The organism is Streptomyces sp. NPDC048734 (assembly GCF_043198675.1).
In the GTDB taxonomy this organism is placed as follows: domain Bacteria; phylum Actinomycetota; class Actinomycetes; order Streptomycetales; family Streptomycetaceae; genus Streptomyces.
Genome location: NZ_JBICUZ010000006.1, coordinates 436,753 through 457,851 on the forward strand (window position 1 = coordinate 436,753; position 21,099 = coordinate 457,851).

20 protein-coding genes and 1 pseudogene are annotated in these 21,099 nt (G+C 72.5%); 13 read left to right on the top strand and 8 right to left on the bottom strand.

The features are described 5' to 3' along the window. Positions 1-19: 19 nt before the first annotated feature. The 5 genes from ACGFQC_RS19175 (at position 20) to ACGFQC_RS19195 (ending at position 4,244) form a co-directional block, all read left to right on the top strand. A complete protein-coding gene (locus ACGFQC_RS19175; RefSeq protein ID WP_363091414.1) occupies positions 20-292 on the top strand; it encodes a phosphoribosyl-ATP diphosphatase in 273 nt (90 codons plus the stop codon). A gap of 46 nt (positions 293-338) precedes the next feature. After that, on the top strand, positions 339-1,187 hold the full coding sequence (hisG, locus tag ACGFQC_RS19180; RefSeq protein WP_363091415.1) for an ATP phosphoribosyltransferase: 849 nt from the start codon (positions 339-341) through the stop codon (positions 1,185-1,187). A 13-nt stretch (positions 1,188-1,200) separates the two neighbouring features. After that, positions 1,201-1,653, top strand: coding sequence for a PH domain-containing protein (locus ACGFQC_RS19185; protein WP_363091416.1), 453 nt, complete (start codon positions 1,201-1,203; stop codon positions 1,651-1,653). A 222-nt stretch (positions 1,654-1,875) separates the two neighbouring features. Further along, positions 1,876-3,201 carry a hemolysin family protein gene (locus ACGFQC_RS19190; RefSeq protein WP_363091417.1) on the top strand — a complete coding sequence of 442 codons (1,326 nt, stop codon included), beginning with the start codon at positions 1,876-1,878 and terminating at the stop codon, positions 3,199-3,201. Continuing rightward, the gene (locus tag ACGFQC_RS19195; RefSeq protein WP_363091418.1) at positions 3,198-4,244 is read left to right on the top strand and encodes a hemolysin family protein; all 1,047 of its coding nucleotides are present in this window, start codon (positions 3,198-3,200) and stop codon (positions 4,242-4,244) included. The genes ACGFQC_RS19190 and ACGFQC_RS19195 overlap by 4 nt, the downstream gene beginning before the upstream one ends. Before the next feature lie 73 nt (positions 4,245-4,317). Here the strand turns inward: ACGFQC_RS19195 and ACGFQC_RS19200 are convergent, their stop codons facing one another. Next, positions 4,318-6,177, bottom strand: a complete 1,860-nt coding sequence (locus ACGFQC_RS19200) for an AAA family ATPase (protein ID WP_363091419.1) — start codon at positions 6,175-6,177, stop codon at positions 4,318-4,320. A 491-nt stretch (positions 6,178-6,668) separates the two neighbouring features. Beyond that, positions 6,669-7,241 carry a hypothetical protein gene (locus ACGFQC_RS19205; protein ID WP_363091458.1) on the bottom strand — a complete coding sequence of 191 codons (573 nt, stop codon included), beginning with the start codon at positions 7,239-7,241 and terminating at the stop codon, positions 6,669-6,671. Positions 7,242-7,524: 283 nt separating this feature from the next. Here ACGFQC_RS19205 and ACGFQC_RS19210 point away from each other — a divergent pair, with 283 nt between their 5' ends. From ACGFQC_RS19210 to ACGFQC_RS19220, 3 genes are all read left to right on the top strand, one after another. Continuing rightward, a complete protein-coding gene (locus ACGFQC_RS19210) occupies positions 7,525-8,967 on the top strand; it encodes a peptidase C39 family protein (RefSeq protein ID WP_363091420.1) in 1,443 nt (480 codons plus the stop codon). Between the two features lie 165 nt (positions 8,968-9,132). Then, complete coding sequence (locus ACGFQC_RS19215) at positions 9,133-9,279, top strand: SCO1431 family membrane protein (RefSeq protein ID WP_363091421.1); 147 nt, start codon at positions 9,133-9,135, stop codon at positions 9,277-9,279. A 105-nt stretch (positions 9,280-9,384) separates the two neighbouring features. Then, positions 9,385-10,044: a TetR/AcrR family transcriptional regulator gene (locus ACGFQC_RS19220; RefSeq protein ID WP_363091422.1), complete on the top strand. Its 660-nt coding sequence runs from the start codon at positions 9,385-9,387 to the stop codon at positions 10,042-10,044. Between the two features lie 60 nt (positions 10,045-10,104). Here ACGFQC_RS19220 and ACGFQC_RS19225 read toward each other — a convergent pair. Continuing rightward, positions 10,105-10,650: pseudogene (locus tag ACGFQC_RS19225) on the bottom strand (glycosyl hydrolase family 18 protein); the annotation flags it as partial. Between the two features lie 54 nt (positions 10,651-10,704). Here ACGFQC_RS19225 and ACGFQC_RS19230 point away from each other — a divergent pair. Continuing rightward, positions 10,705-11,877 carry an acyl-CoA dehydrogenase family protein gene (locus ACGFQC_RS19230; protein ID WP_363091423.1) on the top strand — a complete coding sequence of 391 codons (1,173 nt, stop codon included), beginning with the start codon at positions 10,705-10,707 and terminating at the stop codon, positions 11,875-11,877. A gap of 455 nt (positions 11,878-12,332) precedes the next feature. On the opposite strand, the gene ACGFQC_RS19235 is transcribed toward ACGFQC_RS19230, so the two are convergent. Continuing rightward, positions 12,333-12,797 (bottom strand): hypothetical protein, encoded by a 465-nt coding sequence (locus ACGFQC_RS19235; RefSeq protein ID WP_363091425.1) that lies wholly within the window; start codon positions 12,795-12,797, stop codon positions 12,333-12,335. Positions 12,798-13,037: 240 nt separating this feature from the next. Here ACGFQC_RS19235 and ACGFQC_RS19240 point away from each other — a divergent pair, with 240 nt between their 5' ends. The 4 genes from ACGFQC_RS19240 (at position 13,038) to fxsA (ending at position 17,331) form a co-directional block, all read left to right on the top strand. Next, a complete protein-coding gene (locus ACGFQC_RS19240; RefSeq protein WP_363091426.1) occupies positions 13,038-13,478 on the top strand; it encodes an Lrp/AsnC family transcriptional regulator in 441 nt (146 codons plus the stop codon). Positions 13,479-13,610: 132 nt separating this feature from the next. Next, positions 13,611-15,224 (top strand): amidohydrolase, encoded by a 1,614-nt coding sequence (locus ACGFQC_RS19245; protein WP_363091427.1) that lies wholly within the window; start codon positions 13,611-13,613, stop codon positions 15,222-15,224. A 568-nt stretch (positions 15,225-15,792) separates the two neighbouring features. Further along, positions 15,793-16,668: a polyprenol monophosphomannose synthase gene (locus ACGFQC_RS19250; RefSeq protein WP_363091428.1), complete on the top strand. Its 876-nt coding sequence runs from the start codon at positions 15,793-15,795 to the stop codon at positions 16,666-16,668. A 102-nt stretch (positions 16,669-16,770) separates the two neighbouring features. Next, positions 16,771-17,331 carry an FxsA family membrane protein gene (fxsA, locus tag ACGFQC_RS19255; protein ID WP_363091429.1) on the top strand — a complete coding sequence of 187 codons (561 nt, stop codon included), beginning with the start codon at positions 16,771-16,773 and terminating at the stop codon, positions 17,329-17,331. Between the two features lie 203 nt (positions 17,332-17,534). Here the strand turns inward: fxsA and ACGFQC_RS19260 are convergent, their stop codons facing one another. The 4 genes from ACGFQC_RS19260 to ACGFQC_RS19275 all read right to left on the bottom strand — a co-directional run bounded on the left by ACGFQC_RS19260 (position 17,535) and on the right by ACGFQC_RS19275 (position 21,036). Then, a complete protein-coding gene (locus ACGFQC_RS19260) occupies positions 17,535-17,909 on the bottom strand; it encodes an RNA polymerase-binding protein RbpA (RefSeq protein ID WP_020128921.1) in 375 nt (124 codons plus the stop codon). Between the two features lie 278 nt (positions 17,910-18,187). After that, positions 18,188-19,543, bottom strand: a complete 1,356-nt coding sequence (locus ACGFQC_RS19265; RefSeq protein ID WP_363091430.1) for an MFS transporter — start codon at positions 19,541-19,543, stop codon at positions 18,188-18,190. A gap of 63 nt (positions 19,544-19,606) precedes the next feature. Then, positions 19,607-20,374 carry a glycerophosphodiester phosphodiesterase gene (locus ACGFQC_RS19270; RefSeq protein ID WP_363091431.1) on the bottom strand — a complete coding sequence of 256 codons (768 nt, stop codon included), beginning with the start codon at positions 20,372-20,374 and terminating at the stop codon, positions 19,607-19,609. Next, complete coding sequence (locus ACGFQC_RS19275; RefSeq protein ID WP_363091432.1) at positions 20,371-21,036, bottom strand: hypothetical protein; 666 nt, start codon at positions 21,034-21,036, stop codon at positions 20,371-20,373. The genes ACGFQC_RS19270 and ACGFQC_RS19275 overlap by 4 nt, the downstream gene beginning before the upstream one ends. Positions 21,037-21,099: the final 63 nt, after the last annotated feature.

Below are 21,099 nucleotides of genomic sequence, written 5' to 3' on the forward strand. Positions count from 1 at the left end.
CGGCTAGGGTGGGACCACCATGTCCAAGAAGACGTTCGAGGAGCTGTTCACCGAGCTCCAGCAGAAGGCCGCCGCCGGCGACCCCGCCACTTCCCGCACCGCAGAACTGGTCGGGAAGGGGGTCCACGCCATCGGCAAGAAGGTCGTCGAAGAGGCCGCCGAGGTCTGGATGGCCGCCGAGTACGAGGGCAAGGACGCCGCAGCCGAGGAGATCTCGCAGCTGCTGTACCACGTCCAGGTGATGATGGTCGCCCGCGGCATCTCGCTGGACGACGTCTACGCCCACCTGTAAGTCCCGCCCGCCCCCCGAACCACACCACGCGAAGGAAGCCGACCTCATGCTGCGCATCGCCATCCCCAACAAGGGTTCCCTGTCCGGACCTGCGGGGGAGATGCTGCATGAGGCCGGCTACCAGCAGCGCCGCGAGTCCAAGGAACTGCGGATCGTCGACCCGGAGAACGAGGTCGAGTTCTTCTACCTCCGCCCCCGCGACATCGCGATCTACGTCTCCTCCGGCCGCCTCGACATCGGCATCACCGGTCGCGACCTGCTCATCGACTCCGGCGCCGACGCCGAGGAGATCCTCCCGCTCGGCTTCGCCCGCTCCACCTTCCGCTTCGCCACCAAGCCCGGCACCGCCGGCGGCGTCGAGGACCTCAAGGGCATGACGGTCGCCACCTCCTACGAGGGGATCGTCGCCAGGCACCTCGCCGACCACGGCATCGACGCCTCCGTCGTCCACCTGGACGGCGCCGTCGAGACCGCCATCGAGCTGGGCGTCGCCGAGGTCATCGCCGACGTCGTCGAGACCGGCACCTCCCTGCGCAACGCGGGCCTGGAGGTCATCGGCGAGCCCATCATGAAGTCCGAGGCCGTCGTCATCCGCCGCACCGGCGCCGACGGCGAGGAGCCCAAGGTGCAGCAGTTCCTGCGCCGCCTCCAGGGCGTCCTGGTCGCCCGGACGTACGTGATGATGGACTACGACTGCCGCGTCGAGCAGCTGGAGAAGGCCGTCGCGCTCACCCCCGGCCTGGAGTCGCCGACCGTCTCCCCGCTGCACAACGAGGGCTGGGTCGCCGTCCGTGCCATGGTCCCCGCCAAGGAGGCCCAGCGGATCATGGACGACCTGTACGACATCGGCGCCCGCGCCATCCTCACCACGGCCATCCACGCCTGCCGCCTCTGAGAACCCCGGGAAGATGTCCGACCAGCCCACGCTCCCCGTCACCTTCCGGCCGAGCCGCACCCGCGCGGTGCTCCTCTCGGCCGGAGCGGTGCTCTTCCTCGTCATCTCCGCCGTCGCCCTGCTGCTCGAGCTCGGGCCGGGGGAGCGGCTCAGCTTCGTCCTCACCGGCGCCCTCTGCTTCTGGGTGCCGGCCCAGCTCGCCCGGGTCAGGGTCGTCGCCGACGACTCCGGCGTCACCGTGGTGAACATCGCGAGCAGACGGCGCCTTGAGTGGGCCGAGATCCTCCGGGTGAACCTCCGGCAGGGCGACCCCTGGGTGTTCCTCGACCTCAGCGACGGCACCAGCCTGCCCGCGCTCGGCATCCAGCCGGGCATCGACAAGCAGCAGGCCATCGCTCACGCGCGCGCCCTGCGCAGCCTCGTGGAGGCCCGGTCCGTGCACCGCTCCGACCAGGATCAGGGCTGACGCGGAGCAGGATCAGGGCTGACTCGGGGGCGTCCACCCTGCCGCTGGAGCCCCTGTCTTGATTAATCTGGTGACGGAGGCGTCCCCTTTGCGCCTCCACCCCCGTCGTGCCCTGCCGGGCGCACGGGGGGTCCTGCTACCCGAGGAGTGACCCTCTCCGGCGATGGACGGTTCGTCCTGTAGTACCTGCGCCGCCCCCTCCGAAGCGGAGGCGGCGGCTCCATGACCACCCCCCTGCTGCTCCTGGCAGCCGCGTTCCTGCTCATCCTCGCCAACGGTTTCTTCGTGGCCGCCGAGTTCGGGCTCGTCACCGTCGAGCGCCAGGAGGCCGAGAAAGCCGCCGCCGAGGGCGACCGACGGGCCCGCACGGTCGTCGAGTCGCTCAAGGAGCTGTCCTTCCAGCTCTCCGGCACCCAGCTCGGCATCACCATCACCTCCCTCGTCGTCGGCATGCTGGCCGAACCGGCACTCGCCGAGCTGCTCGGCGGCCCCCTCACCGCGATCCGCGTCCCCGAGGGCGCCGTCTCCGGGGTGGCCGTCGTCATCGGCATGCTGCTGGCCTCCGCCGTGCAGATGGTGATCGGTGAACTCGTGCCGAAGAACTGGGCGGTCTCCAGGCCCCTCCAGGTCGCGCGATTCGTCGCCGGCCCGCAGCACGCGTTCGCCCGCCTGTTCCGGCCGGTCATCGCCGGTCTCAACGCGGTCGCCAACCGGCTCGTGCGCGCCCTGGGCGTCGAGCCCACCGAGGAACTGGCCTCCGCCCGCACCCCCGGCGAACTGGTCTCCCTGGCCCGGCACTCCGCCCGGGCCGGCACGCTCGAACAGGACACGGCCGACCTCTTCGTGCGGACCCTGTCCCTGGCCGAGCTGACCGCGCAGCACGTGATGACCCCGCGGGTGAAGGTCAGCGCCCTCCAGGCGTCGGCCACCGCCGAGGACGTGGTCAACCTGACCCGCGCCACCGGCCTGTCCCGTTTCCCCGTCTACCGCGAGAAGATCGACGAGATCGTCGGCATGGTCCACCTCAAGGACGCCCTGGCCGTCCCCGTCCACGACCGGCTGCGCACCCCGCTCGGCCGGATCGCCCGCCCCGCCCTGCTGGTCCCCGAAACCCTGCCCGTGCGACCCCTGCTGGCCCGGCTGCGCAGCGAGCAGCCCATCGCCGTCGTCGTGGACGAGTACGGCGGCACGGCCGGCGTGGTGACCCTGGAGGACATCGTCGAGGAGATCGTCGGTGAGGTCCGCGACGAGCACGACGGCCTGGACACCCCCGAACTGGCCGCCGCACCGCCCGAGGACGGCAGGCCCGCCTGGGACGTCGACGGCAGTTGCCGGGTCGACACCCTCCGGCGCATCGGCCTCGACGTGCCCGAGGGACCGTACGAGACGGCCGCGGGGCTCGTCGCCGACCTGCTCGGCCGCATCCCGGCCGTCGGCGACCGGGCCGAGCTGCCCGGCTGGCGGCTGTCGGTCCGCCGCGTCGGCCACTACCGGGCCGAGCGGGTCCGGATCGTCCGCACCGCAGTGGCCGTGGAGGTCGCCCGATGAGCGTGCTCCAACTCCTGTTCGCCGGCCTCCTCGTGCTCGCGAACGGCTTCTTCGTCGGCGCCGAGTTCGCCCTGGTCTCCGTCCGCCGCAGCCAGATCGAGCCGCTGGGCACCGCGCGGGCCCGCCAGGTCCTGCACGGTCTGGAACACCTGCCGCAGATGATGGCCGCCGCCCAGTTCGGCATCACCGTGTGCTCGCTGACCCTGGGAGCCGTCGCCGAGCCGACGGTGGCGCACCTGCTGGAGCCGCTCTTCGAGGGCATCCACCTGCCGCACGGCATGATCCACCCGCTCGGTTACGTCATCGCCCTGGCGGCCGTGGTCTTCTTCCACCTCGTCGTCGGCGAGATGGTCCCGAAGAACCTCGCCATGGCGGCCCCGGAGAAGGCCGCGCTGTGGCTCAGCCCCGGTCTGGTCGCCTTCGCCCGCCTCTGCCGGCCGATCACCGTCGCCCTCGGCGCCTGCGCCCAAGGCATCCTGCGCCTCTTCAGCGTCGAGCCCAAGGACGAGGTCGAGGCCGTCTTCACGAGCGAGCAGCTCAACCGGCTGGTGGAGGACTCCGGTCAGGCCGGCCTGCTCGATCCCGAGGAGCAGGAACGGCTGGAGGACGCGCTGGAACTGGGCTCCCGCCCGGTCACGGACGTCCTGCTCAAGCGCGAGTCGCTGGTGACGGTCCCGCCCTCGGTCACTCCCGGGCAGATCGTCGCCCTCACCGCCCGCACCGGCTACTCCCGCTTCCCCGTCGCCGCGGGCAAGGGCGCCTTCATGGGCTACCTCCATGTGAAGGACGTCCTCGACCTCGAGGAGTCCGACCGGGCGGTGCCCCAGCAGGTGTGGCGTCCGATGACGACGCTCCGCTCCGAACTGCCGCTGGACGACGCGCTGACGGTGATGCGGCGGGCGGCGACGCACCTGGCGCAGGTCGCGGACGCCTCGGGCAGGGTGCTCGGGCTGGTCGCCCTGGAGGACGTCCTGGAGCTGCTGGTGGGCGAGGTGACGGACCCCGCCCACCGGCACTACCCCGAGGTGGTGATGGCGACCTAGCCGGTCCGGCCGCCGGGGGCGGGTGGCCGCACGCGCCCGCCCCCGCCCCCGGCCGGTGCCGCGCGGACAGGCCTCAGGCCGGGTCCTGCGGCCCCCGTCCCGACAGCACCTCGCCGTACGCCTGCATCAGGTCCGGCAACCGCAGCGTCGACAGGTCGTCCCGGGTCAGGGTCCCCGGGTACGTCGACAGCCGCAGGTCCCGGTAGGCACAGCTCTTCTCGTACAGGGTGCGCAGGAACCGCCCGTTGCCCAGTTCGTCGATCCATCCCTGGTCCACCACGTGCCCGGCGATCGACCGCAGCTCGTCCAGCGCCTCCTCGTCCCACACGTCCCCGTTGTCCGCCGCGAGCACCTCACCGATCGAGGTGAGTTCGAGGGGCCGGTACGACGGGAAGTCGACGCGGGTCGTGAAGCGGGACGACAGACCGGGGTTCGCCGCGAGCAGCCGGTCCATGCCCTCGGGGTAGCCGGCCAGGATCACCACCAGGTGGTCCCGGTTGTCCTCGGCCCGCTTCAGGAGCACCTGCAGCGCCTCGTCCCCGTACGCGTCCCCCTTGCCGTAGCCGGAGTTGGACAGGGAGTAGGCCTCGTCCACGAACAGGACGCCGCCCAGCGCGGAGTCGATCAGTTCGTTGGCCTTGACGGCGGTCTGGCCCAGGTACTCGCCGACGAGATCGGCCCGCTGGGCCTCCACGAGGTGGTCGCCGCCGAGCAGCCCGAGGGCGTAGAAGACGCGGCCGAGGATGCGGGCCACCGTGGTCTTGCCGGTTCCGGAGGGGCCGGAGAAGACGAAGTGCCGCTTCGGCGGCTGGACCGGGAGTCCCTGGCCGGCCCGCAGCCGGGCCATGTTCAGCTGCGCCGACAGGGCCTTGACCTGCCGTTTCACCGGCTCCAGACCCACCATGCGCTCCAGCTCGGTGAGCGCCTCCTCCAGTAACGTCGGGTCGGTGGGACCGGCCGGCAGGACCGGGGGCACGACGGTCTTCTCGCGCACGGCCGGGTCGGGCACCGTCGGGACGGGACCCACGGGCGGCAGGTCGGACGGGTCGCCGAGTTTCAGGTCCCGGCCCTCGGTGCCGAACAGTGGGTCCAGGACGTCCGCCCCGTCCCCGACGTCCTGACCGACTCCGGCCAGGGTGATGGACGCCAGGTCGCCCGCGTCGTCGTAACCGTCGCCCTCGGCGATCGCGGCGAGCCGGGCCGAGGTGTCCATGAAGGCGGGGTCGACCCGGTGCACGGCCCGGTACAGGGGGAGCGCGGCGGCGGACCGGCCGGTGCCCTCGTGCGCGCGGGCCAGCCAGTACCGCAGCTCCTTGCGCTGCGGCTGTTCGCTGCGGCAGCGCATGAGCGCCGTCGACAGCAGTGGCTCGGCCTGCCCGTACATCTCCAGCCGGACCCGGGCCATGCCGCCGAACAGACCGGCCTCGATGCCGAGGAGGGGGTCGTCGAGGAGCGGGTCGGTGTGCCGGACGAGCTGTTCCCAGTCCTTGACCAGATAGGAGCGGCAGGCGTGCAGGAAGCGGACGTGGTGGTCGGCGTCGACGGGCGGGAGGCCCGCCAGCGCCCGGTCCAGCTCGGGCACGTGCCGGCCGTCCAGCCAGTGCGAGGCGTGCGCGAGGAGCAGGTCGCGGGGGCTCTCCAGTACGGGTTGCACCCACCAGCCCAGCCAGTACCAGGAGTTGATGGTGCGGCGGTGACGGGTGCGCTGTTCGCCGAAGCGGTCGCGGTGCCGGAACATCCTGAGCAGCGCGGTCGTCGTGTCGACGCGCAGCGCGTGCAGTCCGAGCCAGCCGTCGGCCATGCCGGGATCGATCCGCACCGCGGCGCGGAACTCCTCCTCCGCCTGCGGATACGCGCCCATGGTGTAGGCGTCCACGCCTCGCAGCCAGGCGAGGTCGGCCGGGGCCTCAGGGCCCCGCGTGCCGAAATCCATCACGTCCCCCACGAACCGTGCCCCCGTCGGTATGCCACCGGGCCGGAGCCCATCGGCTGCGATGGTCGAACCGCTGTGCCGCGGACCGGAGTTGCCAGGTGCGCGCAGCAGTCGCCCGTAGGTCGCACCGAGGGCATCGTACCTGCGGGGGAGCACCCCACCGAAGGGTGCCGCACGGGCCGTTCGGCGACGTGGGAGCAGAGGGGGCGCACCGTCGCACGGTGACCCTGGGTGAGCGAACGGCATCACGGTGCGTCGGGGAAACGGCCCCGAAGGGGCACGCGGACAGAACGAAGCCCCCGATCACGGGGGAACAACCGGGGGCTTCGCGACTGCGGGGCGGCTTCCAATGCCGCACATTGAGAACGTAAGTCCTGTACGGGCCGTCGGTCAAGCCGAGTTGAAGCACTTGGCGGAGTTCGAACGCAAGGCCCTTCACGCTTTCACCACACTGCGGGCGACCCGTCACTCCGCGTGACGCGGTGGTGTGCTCAGCGCGTTCCCGCGGGCCCCGGCAGCACCTCGTACCCCTCGGGCAACTGCCGCACCAGAGCGTGCGCGTACGGCCGCGACGGGTCCTCGGCGAAATGTCGCGCCTCCGCCTCGACCCAACCGTCCCAGAAGTCCCGCTGGTCCTCCCCGTCCCGGGACCGCCCGCGAGCCCAGGCCTCCTCGCGCGGCAGCTCCATCCACAGCAGGTGGGCCAGGTACGGCCGCAGGGCACGGCGGCCGGCGCCGACGCCCTCGACCAGGATCACGGGAGCCGGAGGAAGCGGGCGGGACGGACCGAAACCGCGGACGCGCCAGTCGTAGGGGGCGTAGTGCGCCGTCTCGCCGCGGCCGAGCGGCTCGATCACCTGTGCCAGCAGCCGCCCGGTCCACGCGAACAGTTCGTCGTGGGTCGCGATGTCGTCCAGGCGCAGCACCGGTGCCCCGCCCGACGCCTCGGCCAGCTGTCCCGCGAACGTGGACTTGCCCGAGCCGGCGTGCCCGTCGACGCCGATCAGGCGGACCCGGCCGCAGGACGGCGGCAGGCTGCGGAGCCGGGAGGCGAGCTGGCGGATGGCGGTTCCTGGCGGTGGTGGTGGCAGTGGTCGGGCTGGGCAAGTCTAGCGCCGGGGGTCGGCCCTCTCCCAGGTCACGCCAGTGGACCAGGCCCATATTGCCGGGCGTGGCACGGGCGGAAGTGCTGGCAGGTCCGCCCCCCTCCCGCCATAGTTGGCGCACACCGCACACCGCACACCGCACACCGCACACCGCACACCGCACACCGCACACCGCACACCGCACACCGCACACCGCACACCGGACCCGCTCCGACCCGGACACCCTGGGAGTCCTTCGCTCATGAGCAGAGCCGAACAGCCGTCCAGGAGGGCCGACCAGCTCTCCGGCCGAACCGACCGAACCGACCAGCCGTCCCGCAGGACGCTCCTCGCCGCCGCGGTCGTCGCCGCCGTGGCGGGCGGCGCGGCCCCCGCGGTGGCCGCGGCCGCCGTTCCTGCCGAGCCCGTGGGCCCGGGCACGGCGCCGGAAGCGAGGCCGGGCGCGGCCCCGGACCGCTCCGCGGAGCACCACTCCTGGACGACGTACACCGACTGGCGATCCGGCACCGCCGCGGGGACCCGCGCCGTCGCCGGCGCCCGGCCCGGGCTGGTCCTCGCGACCCCGGCAGGGACCACCGACTACACCGACCCGCACACCGGCACCACCGCCGCCTGGGAGTACGCGACCTGGACCTCTCCCGTCCACCGGTTCGCCGTCCCCGCCACCGAGGCGATCGCCTCCTGGAACGCCGGCACACCGGCCGGCACCTGGCTCCAGGTCGAACTGAAGGCCGGATACTCCGACGGCACGAACACCCCCTGGTACGTGATGGGCCGGTGGGCCGCCGGAGACCAGGACATCAAGCGGACCTCCGTCGACGGCCAGACCGACGGCCGGAGCACCGTGTGGACGGACACCCTCGCGGTCGACGACGCGGCCACGGGCCCGCGCCTCACGTCGTACCGGCTGCGTCTGACCCTCCACCGCAGGCCCGGCACCGAACTGACCCCGACCGTGTGGCAGGTGGGCGCGACGGGCTCCGACGTCCCGGACCGCTTCACCGTCCCGGCCTCGGTGCCGGGCCTCGCGCAGGAACTGGTCGTCCCGCGCTACTCGCAGGAGATCCACGCCGGCCGGTACCCCGAGTACGACAACGGCGGCGAGGCCTGGTGCAGCCCCACCTCCTCGCAGATGGTCATCGAGTACTGGGGCGGCCGCCTCACCCCGGAGCAACTGGCCTGGGTCGACCCCGCGTACGCCGACCCGCAGGTGTGCCACGCGGCTCGCCACACGTTCGACCACCAGTACGAGGGCTGCGGCAACTGGCCGTTCAACGCGGCCTACGCCGCCACGTTCGAGGACCTCCAGGGCGTGGTGACCCGGCTCGGCTCCCTCACTGACCTGGAGACGCTGATCGCGGCCGGCATCCCGGCCATCACGTCGCAGTCCTTCCTGAAGGAGGAGCTGACGGGCGCGGGGTACGGCACCTCCGGCCACCTGATGACCGTGATCGGCTTCACCGCGGACGGCGACGTGATCGCCAACGACCCGGCCTCGCCGAGCGATCCGGCGGTGCGGCGCGTCTACCGGCGGCGGGAGTTCGAGAACATCTGGCTGCGGACCAGGCGGTACGACGCGAGCGGCAAGGTCGCGTCGGGCACCGGAGGCGTCTGCTACCTCTACTTCCCGGCGCGTCCGAGCGCGCTCCAGCGCAGGGCGCTCGCGGCGGTCGGAGTGCGCTGAGCCCCGACCCGCACACCGACGGCCCCCGTCGTGGCGGCCCCCGTCATGGCGGGGGCCGCCCGCGTGTGAGCAAGCTCTCGGCCGCAAAAGCCCCGCACGGTGGCAAGGTGGACGGATCGGGGGAATCCCGCAGTCCACCGCACGTACGACCGTCAGTGAGAGACCATGACCGCACACACCGCTGCCGCCGGCACCGCCCGCACCCGTACCGGTGGGCCCGAGGACGACGGTCCGAAGATCTTCGAGCACGTCATGGGATGGACCCTGGTCGTCGTCGTGGCGATGCTCGTGACCCAGCTGGGCCTGGTCTGACGCCGGCGCGGGAGCGCCGTCCGCGGTCCGGTCCCGCCGCGCCCGAGCCCGGTTCGACCTGACATACTGACGTCGTCCCGCCGAGCGTTGGAGCCAGGGTCGACATTGAACATCAGTCAGCAGCGTGACGCGTCCCGTCCCCGGGCGCGCGGCACCGAACGCTCACTGGCGCGTCGCGCCGAACTCATCTCCATCGGGCGCAGGTTGTTCGCCGACACGTCCTACGACGCGCTCTCCATGGACGACATCGCCCGGCAGGCGCACGTCGCCAAGGGACTGATCTACTACTACTTCCAGTCCAAGCGCGGCTACTACCTGGCGATCGTCCAGGACTCCGTCGCCGACCTGGTCTCCTTCGCGACGAGCGGCATGGAACTGCCCCCGGTGGACCGGGTGCACCGCACGATCGACGGCTACCTGCGCTTCGCCGAGCACCACCAGGCCGCCTACCGCACCATCGTCAGCGGCGGCGTCGGCTTCGACACCGAGGTGCACGCCATCCGGGACGGGGTGCGCGAGGCGATCGTGGCCACCATCGCCGAGGGCGCCTACGGCCGCAGCGACATCCCGGCGCTGCCCCGCATGAGCCTGCTGTCCTGGGTGTGCAGCGTGGAGGGCGCCACCCTCGACTGGATCGACCGTCCCGAACTCTCCCGCGAGACCATGCGCGACCTCCTCGTGAGGACCCTGGGCGGCGCCCTGCGCGCCGTCGAGGAACTCGACGCCGCCTTCCCGGCCCCGAAGCCGGCCCGGCGAGTGCCCTGAACCGCCCCCGGGACGAAGGCTCGTGGTCCGCCGTCCCGAGTGGCCTTGCGGGACCGGCTGGTCGATGGCCTTGATCAGCTCACCGCCTGCGGTGTCCCCGCTCAGCTCCCGGAAGAAGGTTCCGCCGAGGCCCTGCTGGTTCTTGTACGTCACCTTCGTCGCGATGGTCGCCGGGGTGTCGTAACTCCACGGTTCATTGCCGCACTTGGCGTACGCCGTTCCGCCGACCGCGCCCGTCGCGGGGCACTTGGTCTTCAGCACCTTGTGGTTCTCGACGCCCTGCTCGTACGTTCCCGCGGCCGGGCCGGTCGCGGTGCCGCCGGGTGCCGCCCGGGTGACTCCGGTCCAGCCGCGCCCGTGGAAGCCGATGCCCGGCAGCAGCTTCGAGGCGGGGACGCCGAGGCCCTTGAGCTCAGCGATGGCCGCCGGGGTGCGGGTGCCCGCCCCGGGGACGCCGGCGTGGGAGTTCAGCGGCGGGTGCGGGGCCGTGGGCCCGGTCGTGTCCCGGGCGCCGAAGCAGTCGTACGTCATCGGGTTGTACCAGTCGACGTACTGCGCCGCGCCCGCGTAGCCCGCCGCGTCGATCGTGCGGCCGCCGCTCCCCGCGGGCATACTCACCGCGCGGGGCCGCCGACCGGCCCGAGGAGGAGAGTGGGTGTCATGCCGGACCGCGCAACACCGTCCGTGGACCGCCTCCTGCCCACGGAGGAGGCCCGCGACCTGCTCGCCCTCGTCCAGGACATCGCCCGCCGCGAGATCGCCCCGAACGCCGCCGCGGAGGAGGACGCCGGATGCTTCCCGCGCGCGTTGTTCACCCTCCTGTCCCAAGCGGGCCTCCTCGGCCTGCCCTACCCGTCCACGTACGGCGGCGGAGACCAGCCGTACGAGGTCTACCTCCAGGTCCTCGAGGAACTCGCCGCCGCCCGCCTCACCGTCGGCCTCGGCGTCAGCGTGCACACCCTGGCCACCTACGCCCTCGCCGCCCACGGAACCGAGGCGCAGCGGGCCGCCCGCCCGCCCGCGATGCTGGGCGGCGGGCAACTCGGTGCCTACTGCCTCTCCGAGCCGGCCTCCGGCTCCGACGCGGCCGCACTGCGCACCCGGGCCGTCCGGGAGGGCGACGGCTGGGTCGTCGACGGGACCAAGGCCTGGGTCACCCACGGGGGCATCGCCGACTTCTACACCGTCATGGCGCGCACCGGCGGTGAGGGCGCCCGCGGGATCACCGCGTTCCTGGTGCCCGGTGACGCCGAGGGGCTGAGCGCCGCACCGCCGGAGAGGAAGATGGGGCTCAAGGGCTCGCCGACCGCCCAGGTCCACTTCGACGGGGTGCGGATCCCCGACGCGCTGCGCATCGGCGACGAGGGGCAGGGCTTCGCGATCGCCCTCGCCGCCCTGGACTCCGGACGGCTCGGCATCGCCGCCTGCGCCGTCGGCGTCGCCCGGGCCGCCCTGGACGAGGCGGTCGCCCACGCCACCGGGCGACGGCAGTTCGGGCGGCCGATCGCCGACTTCCAGGGGCTGCGCTTCCTGCTCGCCGACATGGCGACCCGGGTCGAGTCGGGCCGGGCCCTGTACCTCGCGGCGGCGCGACTGCGCGACGCCGGTCGGCCGTTCGTGCGCGAGGCGGCCATGGCCAAGCTGCACTGCACCGACGCGGCGATGCAGTGCACCACGGACGCCGTCCAGGTGCTCGGCGGCTACGGCTACACCGCCGACTTCCCCGTCGAGCGCTACCTGCGCGAGGCCAAGGTCCTGCAGATCGTCGAGGGCACGAACCAGATCCAGCGCATGGTCATCGCTCGTCAGTTGCTGGGTCCGGAGACCCGCTGAACTGGCCCGGCCGCACCAGCGGTGCGGCCAGTCGCACCCACTCCGGGTCCCGCCGGCCGGGCAGGGTGCGGCCGCGGTCGGACCAGGCGCGCATCATGTCGCGGTAGATCGGCGGGTCGTGCGAGGGCGGCGGCGGAGCCTGCGGAGCCGATTTTGCCGACACGGAGACCGGGACGGGGGCCGGGACGGACGGTTGGCGGTGACGCCCGGACGCCTGATAGGTGGGGGCCATACCAGGGCAACGCGAGCGCGTGACGCCGGGTCACGGCTCGCACCCTCGTGCGTGAGTTCGGGATGTGCCCCCGGTACGGCCCGCATGGACCCGACCGCTGGCTGACCTACCGTCACATTTCGCTATCTGAACCGCACTTGACTGCTGCGGACATGCCGACCGGATGCCACAGCCGGGATGCGGGCCATGGCACGGGCCGGTCGGGGGAGTCGGGCGGAGGCGCTCAGGCGGCGTGGCGGCGCAGGGCCGGCACCCGGATCGGGCGCGAGGCGGGTCCGCCGACGTGCGAGAAGGGCTGCATGCGCCAGTCCAGTCCCTGAGGAAGCGTCAACAGCAGTGCCGTCTCCTGCTCCTGGGGCTCCACCGACTCGTCCGCGGGACGGGCCTCGGTCGCCGCACGGCCCGTGCCGGCGCAGACCGTGAGCCCGAACGGGTTCCACGGCGAGGCGCACAGCGCGTGCTCCGGCAGTACCTCCTCGTCCGCCAGCAGGGCGATGGGCTGCGCGCAGTCCGGGCAGACCACCCGGTACATCTCGAACGTGTCGTAGGCGTCGAACTCGTAGGAGTGGTCGCTCTCGTCGTCGAGGCCGTCGTAGCCGTCGGGTTCGACGCCCTCCGGCTCGGACTCGACGACGGTGGGCTGGAACCGCTTGGGCGCGGTACGACCAGGACGCTTAAGGCTCTGCATGGGATTCTCCCCCTCGGGCTGGGCCGTTCAGGCACTGCGGCCTCGACCACAGCAAGCACTTCCCAGCCCTCCGCGGCGGTAATCACGGGACCATCACGAAGACTTCGCACGGGCTGTGGTGTTGGTCACATGCCATGCGCAGGTGCTGATCGGCTCGTCCGGTCCACCACATCACGAACCGGTATGACCTGGGCTGTATACGTATACGAAGAGATCGCGCGCCCTGTAAGTTCTTGCCCCATGGAGGAGCTGGACCGACAGATCGTGCAGCTGCTCGTCAAGGACGGGCGGATGAGTTACACCGACCTGGGCAAGGCCACGGGCCTGTCCACGTCGGCCGTGCACCAGCGGGTGCGCCGGCTGGAACAGCGCGGCGTGATCCGGGGGTACGCGGCCGTCGTCGACGCCGAGGCCGTCGGGCTGCCCCTGACCGCCTTCATCTCGGTGAAACCCTTCGACCCCAGCGCGCCCGACGACATCGCCGACCGGCTCGCCGGAGTGCCCGAGATCGAGGCTTGTCACAGCGTGGCCGGCGACGAGAACTACATCCTCAAGGTGCGGGTGGCCACCCCGCACGAACTGGAGGAGCTGCTGGGCCGGCTGCGGGCCCTCGCGGGCGTCTCCACACGCACCACGGTCGTACTGTCCACCCCGTACGAGGCCCGCCCGCCCCGGATCTGACGACCGCCGCCCCGGACGGCCCCCGGGCGCCCGACACCCGGGTACGACGGTCCCGCACCGGATGACCCCGTGCCCCCGGTGCGAGGGGGTCCCCCGTGCCGGTCGGCCGGGGCGAGGTACGAGACTGGTGCCATGAGTGAGCGCACCCCCGACCCGAAGACCGTCCTGCTCCGCCGAGGAGAGGTCCACAGCCCCGCCGACCCGTTCGCGACCGCGATGGTCGTCGAGCGCGGCCAGGTGGCCTGGGTCGGTTCCGAGGGCGCGGCCGACGCCTTCGCGGACGGCGTCGACGAGGTGGTCGACCTGGACGGCGCCCTGGTCACCCCCGCGTTCACCGACGCCCACGTCCACACCACCTCCACGGGCCTCGCCCTGACCGGCCTCGACCTGTCGTCCGCGCCCTCCCTGGAGGCGGCCCTCGCCCGGGTACGGGACTTCGCCGCGGCCCGGCCGCGGGACACGGTTCTCCTCGGCCACGGCTGGGACGCCGCACGCTGGCCCGGCGGCCGCCCCCCGACGCGCGCCGAACTGGACGAGGCCACCGGCGGACGGCCCCTCTACCTGTCCCGCATCGACGTCCACTCCGCGGTCGTCACCACGGCCCTGCTGGACATGACCCCGGGCGTCGGCGCGACGGACGGGCCGAGCCACGCCCCGCTCACCGCCGACGCCCACCACGCCGTCCGCGCGGCGGCGTTCGCGGCCGTGACGCCGGCTCAACGGGCCGAGGCCCAGCGGGCCGCCCTGGCGCAGGCCGCCTCGCTCGGCATCGGCTCGGTCCACGAGTGCGCCGGCCCCGAGATCTCCTCCGAGGACGACTTCACCGCCCTGCTGCGGCTGGCCGCCGAGGAACCGGGTCCGCGGGTCGTCGGCTACTGGGCGGAGCGCGACGTCGACAAGGCGCGCGCGCTGGGTGCCCTCGGCGCGGCCGGAGACCTCTTCGTCGACGGCGCCCTCGGCTCCCACACCGCCTGCCTGCACGACCCGTACCGCGACGCCGCCCACACCGGCACCGCCTACCTGGACGCCGCCGCGGTCGCCGAGCACGTCACGGTCTGCACCGAGGCCGGCCTCCAGGCGGGCTTCCACGCCATCGGCGACGCCGCCGTCACCGCCGTCGTCGACGGCGTGCGCGCGGCGGCGGACAAGGTGGGCCTGGCCCGCGTGCGGGCCGCCCGCCACCGCGTCGAGCACGCCGAGATGCTCACCCCCGAGACGATCGCCGCCTTCGCCGAACTCGGCCTGACCGCCTCCGTCCAGCCCGCCTTCGACGCCCTGTGGGGAGGAGAGGACGGCATGTACGCCCAGCGCCTGGGCGCCGAGCGGGCCCGGGCCCTCAACCCGTTCGCCGCCCTGCTGCGCTCCGGCGTCCCCCTCGCCTTCGGCTCCGACAGCCCGGTGACCCCCCTCGACCCGTGGGGCACCGTCCGCGCCGCCGCCTTCCACCGCACGCCCGAGCACCGGATCTCCGTGCGCGCCGCCTTCACCGCCCACACCAGGGGTGGCTGGCGGGCCGTCGGACGCGACGACGCGGGTGTCCTGGTGCCGGGCGCGCCCGCCGACTACGCCGTCTGGCGCACCGGCGCCCTCGTCGTGCAGGCCCCGGACGACCGCGTCGCCCGCTGGTCCACCGACCCCCGCTCGGGCACTCCCGGCCTGCCCGACCTCACGCCCGGCACCGACCTGCCCGAGTGCCTGCGCACGGTGGTCGGCGGACGGACGGTGTTCGTACGGCCGGGCGAGTGATCCGCCGGGGCGCGGCGCGGAAGATCACCCGTCCGTACGGCGTCCCACGGGAGTCGCCGCCTGCCCACTGACCAGCGCCTTACCCGAAGAGTCGCAGGTCGGTCGGCTGTTGACAGCCGACCGCGGGGGGCCGGTAGGTTCGGCCGGGTCCACCACCGGACGCCCCGCCGGGGAACGTCCGCGCACTCGCCGGTGCGCCGCTGGGTCAGGGACGGTGTGCCGCACCGGCGCGCCGCCACTGGGAGCCAGGCGCAGCGCCGCACCAGGACGAGGGAACGTTCCGGCCGGTCGGGGCGGTGTGACCCGGGTGGGGCCCGGACGCTCAGTAGACAACGGCTTCAGGTCGACCCGCAGCCGGCGGGTCCCAGGTCGGCCCGAAGGGCGCCGGGCCCCCATTCGCAGGACCGTACGGGCGCGTCCTCCGGCGGTACGCCTGGTCATACGAGCCGAAAAGCGGATCCATACCCCGCTTTTGTGGAAACGACACCACCATACGAACGTCCTGTCGCGTCACCCCAGGCGGCGGCCACTATGGTGGACCCCTGCGTATGGACACGAAGGGGCAGCAGTGAACGACGGCGACGCGACCCGCGCGGCACAGGACCGGGGGAGGAAGTTCGGTCCGCTCGGCACGGCGTTGGTGATCATTCCGACCTTCAACGAGGCGGAGAACATCAAGAGCATCGTCGGCCGGGTGCGCGAGGCCGTCCCCGAGGCGCACGTCCTCGTGACCGACGACAACAGCCCCGACGGGACCGGCAAACTCGCCGACGAGCTGGCCGCCACGGACGACCACGTCCAGGTGTTGCACCGCAAGGGCAAGGAGGGCCTCGGCGCCGCCTACCTCGCGGGCTTCCGCTGGGGCCTGGAGAACGGCTACGGCGTCCTGGTCGAGATGGACGCCGACGGCTCCCACCAGCCCGAGGAACTGCCCCGCCTCCTCACCGCCCTCAAGGGCGCCGACCTCGTGCTGGGCTCCCGCTGGGTGCCGGGCGGACGGGTCGTGAACTGGCCCCGGTCCCGCGAGGTCATCTCCCGCGGCGGCAGCCTCTACTCGCGCCTGGCGCTCGACCTGCCGCTGCGCGACATCACCGGCGGATACCGCGCCTTCCGGCGCGAGACCCTCGAAGGCCTCGGCCTGGACGAGGTCGCCTCGCAGGGGTACTGCTTCCAGGTCGACCTCGCCCGCCGGGCGGTCAAGGCCGGCTACCACGTCGTCGAGGTGCCCATCACCTTCGTCGAGCGCGAGCTGGGCGACTCCAAGATGAGCCGCGACATCCTCGTGGAGGCGCTGTGGCGGGTCACGGCCTGGGGCGTGGGAGAGCGCGTCGGCAAGATCGCCGGCCGGACGGGCGGGCCGGAGCAGGCGCAGCCCCCGTCGCAGTCGTCCCCGACGACGTCCACCCCGCCCACCCCGTCGACGCAGCAGCCCCCGCAGTCCTAGGCCCGCACGTGACGCCGGCACCGGCCCGTCCGGCGGATGGCACAGGAGCGGCTGATCGGCCCCTTACGCCGCTCTGAGCCCGGGCCAGGCACACTGGGGAGCATGACGACTGGCGCTCAGACTCCCACGCCCCTCGACACCCGGCCCCGGCGTTCCCGTCTGCGGACGGTCCTGCCGCTGGGGCTCGCCGCGTGGCTGGTGCTGGAGATCTGGCTGCTGACCGTGGTCGCGGGCACGGCCGGCGGTTTCACCGTCTTCCTGCTGCTGCTCGCCGGGTTCCTGCTCGGATCCGTGGTCATCAAGCGGGCGGGCCGACGCGCCTTCCAGAACCTCAACGAGGCGCTCCAGCGCGGCACGCCCCCCTCCTCGGGCGGGGGCAGCGGCCTGATGATGCTGGGAGGCCTCCTCCTCATGATCCCCGGCCTGGCCTCCGACGCGCTGGGGCTGCTTCTGCTCCTCCCGCCGGTCCAGAAGGCCGTCGGCCGCTACACGGAACGCACGGTCGACCGCAAGCTGCGCGCGGCCGGCCCCGGAAGCCTCGGCGACGCCTTCCAGCAGGTCCGCATGCACCGCCCGGACGGAAAGGTGGTCCAGGGCGAGGTGATCAGGAGGGACGAGCGGGAAGAGGGCCACCAGGACCAGCGTCCCCCGCTGACGCAGTGAGCCGAGCCCGTGGGCGGTGAGTCACCACGTGGTCGGTGATGCAGGACCAGCGTCTCCCGCTGACGCAGTGAGCCGAGCCCGTGGGCGGTGAGTCACCACGTGGTCGGTGATGCACGAAAAGACCGCGGGCGCCGTACGCACTGTCGCGTACGGCGCCCGCGGTCATCTCTCGTTCGCTGTAAACCAGCCCCAGCTCCGCAGAACTACGCGGACTTGCGGCTGTCCCGAGGATGTACCGCGAGGTTCATCGCTCCGGAACGCAGAACGGCCAGCCGTTCCTCGAGGACCTCTTCGAGTTCCTCCCGGGTCCGCCGCTCCATCAGCATGTCCCAGTGCGTACGCGCGGGCTTGGCCTTCTTCTCCTCAGGGCCGTCGCCGTCCACGAGGAGCGCAGGCGCTCCGCAGACCTTGCACTCCCACTCCGGCGGGATCTCCGCCTCCACCGAGAAGGGCATCTCGAAGCGGTGCCCCTTCTCGCATGCGTACTCCACGGCCTGGCGCGGGGCCAAGTCGATGCCGCGGTCCGTCTCGTAGCTGGTCACCACGAGGCGCGTGCCGCGAAGAGCTCGCTCACTCATGAATCGTGCCTCCCGGGCTTGTCGCCCACAGGACAGGTGTCGCTGTCGTCGTCATCCGGTCAACGTCCGGTCGGCGGTAAAGATTCCCGTTCGGAGTCCCGTTCCGGGTCGTGCGTCGCCGTCGTAGCCGCAGCCTTGTCAACCAGTGCAGTACCCACCGGCGCCCGGTTTGTCACATCTGAATGGAGATGTCACCCAGCGTTTCGGTATCTTTGACGCGCAGTAACGGTACGCCTGGCAGGCCAAACGCGTACACTACCGCCCTTTGGTCTCCAGCGCTAAATCCTTTCGGGTGCGGGATTGCCCGCGTCGGCGATCGCCCGCCGTACCGGAACCCGCGCCAGCAACAGGAAACCGAGGACGAAGAAGATCACCAGCGAGATGATCGCGTCCCGATAGCTTCCGGTCACCTGGTAGGTGATCCCGAACAGCAGCGGGCCGAGCCAGCTCGTCCCACGGTCGCTCACCTCGTACGCGGAGAAGTACTCGGCCTCCTTGCCGGGCGGGACGAGGTGGGAGTAGAGGGAGCGCGACAGGGCCTGGCTGCCGCCGAGCACCAGGCCGATCGCGGCCGCCAGCAGGAAGAAGCCCACCGGCGCGCCGGCCGGCAGGAAGTAGCCGACGGCCAGGGTCAGCGTCCAGGCCACCAAGGACCCGAGGATCGTGCGCTTCGCGCCGTAGATCCGGGACAGCCGGCCCATCGTCAGGGCGCCGGCGACGGCCAGGACCTGCACCAGGAGGACGGCGCCGATGAGGGTGGACTGGCCGAGACCGAGTTCCTCGGAGCCGTAGACCGAGGCCTGGGAGATCACCGTCTGGATGCCGTCGTTGTAGACGAGGTAGGCCAGCAGGAAGGCGAGAGTCAGCGGATGGCGGCGCATGTCCCGGAAGGTCGCCACCAGTTGGCGCAGACCCGGGGTGCTCGCCGTGCCCGCGGAGGCGGCCGTCGGCGGGCGGTCGCGCAGCCGCAGCAGCGGGATCAGCGTGAAGCCGCCCCACCACAGGCCCGCCGAGGCCAGGCAGATCCGCACGGCGGTGGACTCCGAGACGCCGAACGACCCGTGGGCGAGATAGAGGACCAGGTTGACGACCAGGACCAGGGAGCCCGCCGCGTATCCGAAGGCCCAGCCGCGCGAGGACACCGCGTCGCGTTCCTCGGGCGGGGCGATCTGGGGCAGGTAGGAGTTGTAGAGCATCATCGCGACGGACTGGGCGGCGTTGGCGACCACCAGCAGCACGCCACCCAGCAGGTAGCGGTCGCCGGAGAGGAAGAACATGCCCGCCGTGGCCGCGGCCCCGGTGTAGGCGGCGGCCCCCAGGAACGGCTTCTTGCGGCCGGTGCGGTCGGCTGCCGCGCCCACCAGCGGCATCACCAGGACGGCCGCGATCACCGACAGCGACACCGAGTACGCGAAGAAGGAGCCCGCGCGGACCGGCACGCCCAGCGGATGCACGTAGCCGGCCGGGTCGGCGGCCTCCTCGGCGACGGACGTCAGATACGGGCCCAGGAACACGGTGAGCACGCTCGTCGAGTAGACGGAGCACGCCCAGTCGTAGAAGTACCAGCCGCGCTGTTCGCGCCGCCGCCCGGTCGCGTCGTCGGACGCCTCCGTCCGCACGGTGTCGGTGCCCACCCGCGCCCCCGCCTCCCCGCCGAAGATGCCGCGCGCGGCTGCGGAACGGGCAGGGGGCCGGGATCAGACCCAGACGCCCCGGTCCACCATGACCTGGCGCAACGTGTCGATGTGATCGGTCATGATGCCATCCACCCCCAGGTCCAGGAGCCGGTGCATCCGATCCGCCTCGTTGATCGTCCACACATGCACCTGGAGTCCGCGCGCGTGGGCGGAACGCACGAAACGCCGGTCCACGACCTGGATGCCCGACTGCGCCTCCGGCACCTGGGCGGCGACCGCCGACCGGCGCACCGTCGCGGGCACGCCCCAGGACCGCAGCCGCAGGTTCAGCACCCCGCGGGTGCCGTACGACGTGGCCAGGCGCGGTCCGGCCAGCCGCTGGGCGCGCATGACGCGGGCCTCGGAGAAGGAGCCGACGCAGACGCGGTTCCAGGCGTTGGCGCGGGCGATCAGGTTGAGCAGGGGGTGGAGGGCCGGTTCGGCCTTCACGTCGACGTTCCAGCGGACCTCGGGGAAGGTCTCCAGCACCTCCTCGAACAGCGGGACCGTCTCCCTGCCGCCCACGCGCGCGCGGCGGACGTCCGCCCACGGCAGGTCGGCGATGCGGCCCGTGCCGTCGGTCAGCCGGTCCAGCGTCGCGTCGTGGAAGGCGACGAGCCTGCCGTCCCGGGTGGTGTGGACGTCGGTCTCGATGTAGCGGTAGCCCGCCTCGACCGCGCGGCGGAACTGCGCCACGGTGTTCTCCAGACCGCCGGCGGCCCCGCCGCGGTGTGCGAACGCGAGGGGACCCGGGTGGTCGAGGTAGGGGTGGCGTACGGGGGTGCTCACGGACGCAGTATCGCTCCCCGTGGTGACCCGCCGGCAACCACCGTGCTGCCGCCGGATGCCGGGGACAGGGCGAACACCCGCAGGAACAGCTGGGCGAGCGGACCGATCGACACCGCGTACAGCAGGGTGCCGGGGCCGATCGTGCCCCCGAGGGCGAAACCGGTCGCCACCACCGCGATCTCGACGGCCGTCCGCATCAGGCGGACCGACCGGCCGGTGCGCCGGTGCAGCCCCGTCATCAGCCCGTCGCGCGGCCCCGGACCGAAGGACGCCGCGATGTAGAGGCCGGTGGCCACGCCGTTCAGGACGATGCCCGCGACCAGCAGCGGTACCCGCACGGCCAGGCCGTGCGTCTCGGGGACCAGGGCGAGCGTGCCGTCCATCGCGAGACCGACCACGAAGACGTTGGAGACGGTGCCGAGCCCCGGGCGCTGGCGCAGCGGGATCCACAACAGCAGCACGGCGGCGCCCACGACGATCGACACGACGCCGATGGACAGGCCGCTCCGCTCGGCGAGCCCCTGGTGGAGCACGTTCCAGGGTTCCAGGCCGAGGCCCGCCCGTACGAGGAGGGCGGAGCTGGCGCCGTAGAGCGCGAGGCCGACGTAGAGCTGGACGAGTCGGCGGGTGAGCGGGCCGATGGGTGGGAGCGGCTCGGACAAGTGGACCCCTGATGGTGGCAGTGGACTGACGCGTGTCACTCTGTGACGTGGAAGGAAAGGTCA

Excerpts from the sequence above, each read along its gene's own strand:
- ACGFQC_RS19175 (WP_363091414.1), top strand. The coding sequence starts at position 20 with ATGTCCAAGAAGACGTTCGAGGAGCTGTTCACCGAGCTCCAGCAGAAG.
- hisG (WP_363091415.1), top strand. The coding sequence starts at position 339 with ATGCTGCGCATCGCCATCCCCAACAAGGGTTCCCTGTCCGGACCTGCG.
- ACGFQC_RS19230 (WP_363091423.1), top strand. The coding sequence starts at position 10,705 with ATGCCGGACCGCGCAACACCGTCCGTGGACCGCCTCCTGCCCACGGAG.
- ACGFQC_RS19245 (WP_363091427.1), top strand. The coding sequence starts at position 13,611 with ATGAGTGAGCGCACCCCCGACCCGAAGACCGTCCTGCTCCGCCGAGGA.
- ACGFQC_RS19235 (WP_363091425.1), bottom strand. The coding sequence starts at position 12,797 with ATGCAGAGCCTTAAGCGTCCTGGTCGTACCGCGCCCAAGCGGTTCCAG.
- ACGFQC_RS19215 (WP_363091421.1), top strand. The coding sequence starts at position 9,133 with ATGACCGCACACACCGCTGCCGCCGGCACCGCCCGCACCCGTACCGGT.
- ACGFQC_RS19190 (WP_363091417.1), top strand. The coding sequence starts at position 1,876 with ATGACCACCCCCCTGCTGCTCCTGGCAGCCGCGTTCCTGCTCATCCTC.
- ACGFQC_RS19260 (WP_020128921.1), bottom strand. The coding sequence starts at position 17,909 with ATGAGTGAGCGAGCTCTTCGCGGCACGCGCCTCGTGGTGACCAGCTAC.
- ACGFQC_RS19240 (WP_363091426.1), top strand. The coding sequence starts at position 13,038 with ATGGAGGAGCTGGACCGACAGATCGTGCAGCTGCTCGTCAAGGACGGG.
- ACGFQC_RS19195 (WP_363091418.1), top strand. The coding sequence starts at position 3,198 with ATGAGCGTGCTCCAACTCCTGTTCGCCGGCCTCCTCGTGCTCGCGAAC.
- ACGFQC_RS19185 (WP_363091416.1), top strand. The coding sequence starts at position 1,201 with ATGTCCGACCAGCCCACGCTCCCCGTCACCTTCCGGCCGAGCCGCACC.
- ACGFQC_RS19200 (WP_363091419.1), bottom strand. The coding sequence starts at position 6,177 with ATGGATTTCGGCACGCGGGGCCCTGAGGCCCCGGCCGACCTCGCCTGG.
- ACGFQC_RS19210 (WP_363091420.1), top strand. The coding sequence starts at position 7,525 with ATGAGCAGAGCCGAACAGCCGTCCAGGAGGGCCGACCAGCTCTCCGGC.
- fxsA (WP_363091429.1), top strand. The coding sequence starts at position 16,771 with ATGACGACTGGCGCTCAGACTCCCACGCCCCTCGACACCCGGCCCCGG.